Consider the following 4,320-nt stretch of genomic DNA (forward strand, 5'->3'; position numbering starts at 1 on the left):
GAAATTTCTTTTAGCGAAACACATACAATCCAATCTAAACAAATGGGTATTGTTAGGAGCTTGTAAAGTATTCATTTTGATTTAATTGTAGCTATTTTTCTTGTTTTGGGTTTAAATGAATGAGTCCATCTCTAAAGTACTATTTTTCGACCTCACCCCGGCCCTTCCGCCGGCTGGCGGAGAGAGGGAGATAAAAGTTCCCCTTCTCTTTGAAGAGAAGGGGTTAGGGGATGAGTTGTAAAAAGGATGAAGAATATATTTTACTTGATATGCTACTTTACGGATGCACGCTAATTAACTTAATAGATAACTTTTCAATTCGTCACGGAATGGTCCGTGACTTCTCGAAAATGCTACTTTACGGATGGATACTAATTCAACCCAAAAACATTGACGATAAAATTACTTCTTTGAATCTTATCGAAAATTATAAATTTATTGTCTTAAGGAGAAGCGTATGAGCAACAAATGGAAGATAGAAAATGAAAAAGTATTGAAAAATACAGTTCAAAGATGCAGGGAGCGAAATGTAATTATTCCCACTTACGAAGAAATGATAAATCCTGATAAAATTCCGAGCAAAATAAAAGATGAACTAAAGAAAATCGGTCTCTGGGATTTAAACCCGCGAAATCTTTTTCGAATAACCTGGAAAAATGAGCCTGTGGCACAAGGCGGTGAATTCGGAAAAATAAATTATGTTGAATTGCCTTCCGAACTAACAGGTGTAAAAGCAAGAATTTTTGTATTACTGGGGAAATTTTTCCCCACCGGTTCACACAAGGTCGGGGCTACTTTTGGTCCTTTAGTAGAAAAACTCACTCGGGGAGTTTTTGACCCAACCACTCAAAAAGCATTGTGGCCCTCCACCGGAAATTATTGTCGTGGCGGAGCCTATGATTCCTATCTACTCGCCTGCCCGTCAATTGCCGTGCTTCCGGAAGGCATGTCCACAGAACGCTTCGACTGGCTTAAAAAAGTGGGAGCGGAAATTTTTTCCACTCCGGGTTGCGAAAGCAACGTAAAAGAGGTGTATGATAAAACCGCAGAGTTAAAACGTGAACGGGGAGATGAAATTGTCGTCCTCAATCAATTTTCGGAATTCGGAAATCCTATATGGCATTACGCCGTAACCGGAAGAGCGATCGAAGAAGTTTTTGAATCCGAAAAAAAGGAGAAACAGCGTCTTTCTGCAATATTCCTAACTCAGGGTTCTGCCGGAACTTTAGGTTCCGGAGATTATTTAAAAGAAAAATTTTCCCTTTTAAAAATCGGAGCTGGGGAAGCTTTGCAATGCCCCACCTTACTACAAAACGGATATGGAGGACATCGCATCGAAGGAATAGGCGATAAGCATGTGCCTTGGGTTCACAACATGAAAAACATGGACATGGTGGCCGCCATAGATGATGAAGCCTGCATCCGCCTGATGAGATTATTCAACGAAAAAGCCGGAAGAGATTTGTTAGAAAAAAACGGAGTTGGTAAATCGGTTGATGCCAAGCTCGACCTGTTTGGCATTTCCTCCATTGCAAATATTCTCGGAGCGATCAAGATGGCGAAATATTATGAGATGAACGAGAATGACGTTGTCTTCACCATCGCTACGGACTCTATGGAATTGTATCAATCTCGCCTGAAGGAAGAAAGGGAAAAATGTGATGAATATTCCGAATATGACGCTGCTGCGGATTTTGCCAGATACTTAAAAGGAGTTAGCACCGACAATATGCTGGAATTATCTTACTGGGATAAAAAGCGAATGCACAATCTCAAATATTTCACCTGGATCGAGCAACAAGGAAAAAAGCTGGAAGAATTGAACGCACAATGGTATGATGAAAATTATTGGAAAGACAAATTTCATTCATATACTGATTGGGACGAATTGATCCACGAATTCAACGATAGAACTGGCTTGTTAAAAAAGTATAAGTAGTGTCTGTCCGTAAACTCCGAAACCTTTCGGATGGTTGGAAACCTCCGCAATGGTTGAGATGTGTAAACAACTACCATTGCGGAGGTTGCGGATAACAAATCCCGTTGGAAAACAACCATCCGCAAAGTATGATTTTTCGACCTCACCCCGACCCTCTCCTATCGAGGAGAGGGAGATAAAAGTTCCCCTTCTCTTTGAAGAGAAGGGGTTAGGGGATGAGTTGTAAAAAGGATGAAGAATATATTTTACTTGATATACTACTTTACGGACAGACTCTAAGTAGTGCTTATCCGCAAACTACTATTCGAGAGGTTACGGAATGGCTTGTGCTGTCTTTTCTACGTTATGGATTTTACATATTTATCCCATCTGTTTTTTTGTAACAACAGAAAATTTAACTCGTGGAGATTCATGCTAAATTGCCTTTCAAAGCTGATCCGCCGGCTGGCGGAGAAGGCTGATGCTAAAACAAACTATGAAAAAAATCATCAATGCTTTAATTTGTGAAAATAATGAAGATCGGGTTTTCCTTTCTGAAATTGAATTCGATGCTAAAATTCGCAATATAAAAAAGATACGGGAATTTTCGGCTAATCCTCTTCTTCTCGTTCAGCAAATTAGAAAGCAAAAAAAATCGCACTACAGAACAGAATCCTCCCCAGATGAAATCGATGCAGATTTCAATCTTCTTATTCCTGCAGGAGTAGATCCTCATGTTCATTTTGACGATCCGGGTTTTGAATTTCGGGAAGACTTTTATACAGGTTCCCTTTCAGCAGCTTTTGGCGGTATTACTACCGTAATTGATATGCCCTGTACAAGCATCCCTCCGGTTACGAATCTGGAAAATATGATGACAAAACTCAATGTAATCAAGAAAAAAGCAGTTATTGATTTTGCTCTTTGGGGCGGGGTGTCCGGCACCTCTTTTGCTCAAAATGAAAATATTGAAAAAAATATGACGGAACTCGCAGAAATTGGTGTGATTGGATTTAAAACATATCTTATTTCCGGGATGAAAGAATTCACTTCTCTCACCGAAGAGCAACTGACCATTGTGGGAAAAATTGCTAAGAAACTGGATTTGCCGGTGGCAGTGCATTCAGAGGATAAAGATATAATCGAAACGAAAAGGTTTGAATTTCAATCCCAAGGAAGAAATGACATTTCCTGCTATTGCCAAACCAGAAATATTGAAGCAGAAGTTCTGGCAGTGGAAAAGGTTATCCGAGTTGCACGCCAAACCGGTGCCAAATTTCACATCGTTCATTTAAGTAGCAAAAAAGGGTTGCAAAAGATTGAGCAAGCTCAGCAAAAGGGAATACAAATTTCTACCGAAACATGTCCTCATTTTCTTGCATTCACTCAAGACGATTTCGAGAAGATGGGCAGTGTGTTGAAAACCGCTCCCGCCGTAAAATTTGCTGAGGATCGGGATTATCTTTGGCAAGGATTGAAGAATGGGAGTATTGGCTTTGTGGCAACAGATCACGCCGGATGTATCCCAAAAATTGAAAAGAATACCGGAAACATTTGGACTGATTACGGGGGAATTCCCGGCACAGAACTCATGATTCCTTTTCTGTTCTCCGAAGGTTTCCTCGAAGGTAAAATATCCCTAAAAAAGTCCATTGAATTGGTTTCTGAAAACGCAGCAAAATTCTACCGCCTTTTTCCCCAAAAAGGGAGTCTGAAAATCGGAACCGATGCAGATTTCGCCATCCTTGATTTAACAGAAAAAAATAAAATTGAAGGGAAAAATCTCCATTGCAAAGGAAAATACACGCCATTTGAGAAGCGAACATTTTCAATAAAAATTGAGCAAACATTTTGTCGCGGAGAAATGATTGTAAGTAAAAATAATTTTTTAGGTGGGAAAAGTCTTGGCAACTTTCTCTAAAAATTTCTCTGCATATACGTATTGTAAAATTGATAATGAAATCCCGGCAGATTTATGCTGTTGAATTATTTTTATTATTCAACTTGTATGATTGAATTTGTAAACCGAGATGAAAATATTGATTTTGATAAAAAAATGAAAACACTTCAAATTGAATTTTCTGAATTGCTAAAAGAGGAAGAGAAATCAAAAAAAGATCTAATAAAAGTTTTTAAAGATTTGGGATATGAAATATGAGCAAGAACAAAAAGATTGAAGTCAAAGGTATTTCTGTAACTGTTTTAAAAGCAAATGACGATGATTACATCTCACTAACTGATATTGCAAAATCTAAAGATGGTGATTCTCGTGCGGCTGATATTATTAAAAATTGGATTCGCAATAGAGGAACCATTGAATTTATCGGCACTTGGGAACAATTACACAATCCCGATTTTAAAGTGGTGGAATTCGACCACTTTAGAATGAACGCAGGATTAAC

The 4,320-nt window shown here is 38.7% G+C and carries 6 protein-coding genes; all 6 read left to right on the forward strand.

The window, feature by feature from the left end; all coding sequences use genetic code 11:
- Positions 1 to 230 precede the first annotated feature (230 nt).
- Complete coding sequence (locus U9P79_04085) at positions 231 to 461, forward strand: hypothetical protein (protein ID MEA2103805.1); 231 nt, start codon at positions 231 to 233, stop codon at positions 459 to 461.
- Positions 458 to 1,939 (forward strand): pyridoxal-phosphate dependent enzyme, encoded by a 1,482-nt coding sequence (locus U9P79_04090; protein MEA2103806.1) that lies wholly within the window; start codon positions 458 to 460, stop codon positions 1,937 to 1,939. Before U9P79_04085 ends, U9P79_04090 begins: the two co-directional genes overlap by 4 nt.
- Positions 1,940 to 2,154: 215 nt before the next feature.
- The gene (locus U9P79_04095; GenBank protein MEA2103807.1) at positions 2,155 to 2,322 is read left to right on the forward strand and encodes a hypothetical protein; all 168 of its coding nucleotides are present in this window, start codon (positions 2,155 to 2,157) and stop codon (positions 2,320 to 2,322) included.
- Positions 2,323 to 2,399: 77 nt separating this feature from the next.
- Positions 2,400 to 3,839: an allantoinase AllB gene (gene allB, locus U9P79_04100; GenBank protein ID MEA2103808.1), complete on the forward strand. Its 1,440-nt coding sequence runs from the start codon at positions 2,400 to 2,402 to the stop codon at positions 3,837 to 3,839.
- 54 nt (positions 3,840 to 3,893) lie between these two features.
- Complete coding sequence (locus U9P79_04105) at positions 3,894 to 4,076, forward strand: hypothetical protein (GenBank protein ID MEA2103809.1); 183 nt, start codon at positions 3,894 to 3,896, stop codon at positions 4,074 to 4,076.
- Positions 4,073 to 4,320, forward strand: a 248-nt coding sequence (locus U9P79_04110) for a KilA-N domain-containing protein (protein ID MEA2103810.1), incomplete at its 3' end; no start/stop codon positions are given. The genes U9P79_04105 and U9P79_04110, both read left to right, overlap by 4 nt.

It is taken from the genome of Candidatus Cloacimonadota bacterium (genome assembly GCA_034661015.1).
GTDB lineage: Bacteria > Cloacimonadota > Cloacimonadia > JGIOTU-2 > JGIOTU-2 > JAYEKN01.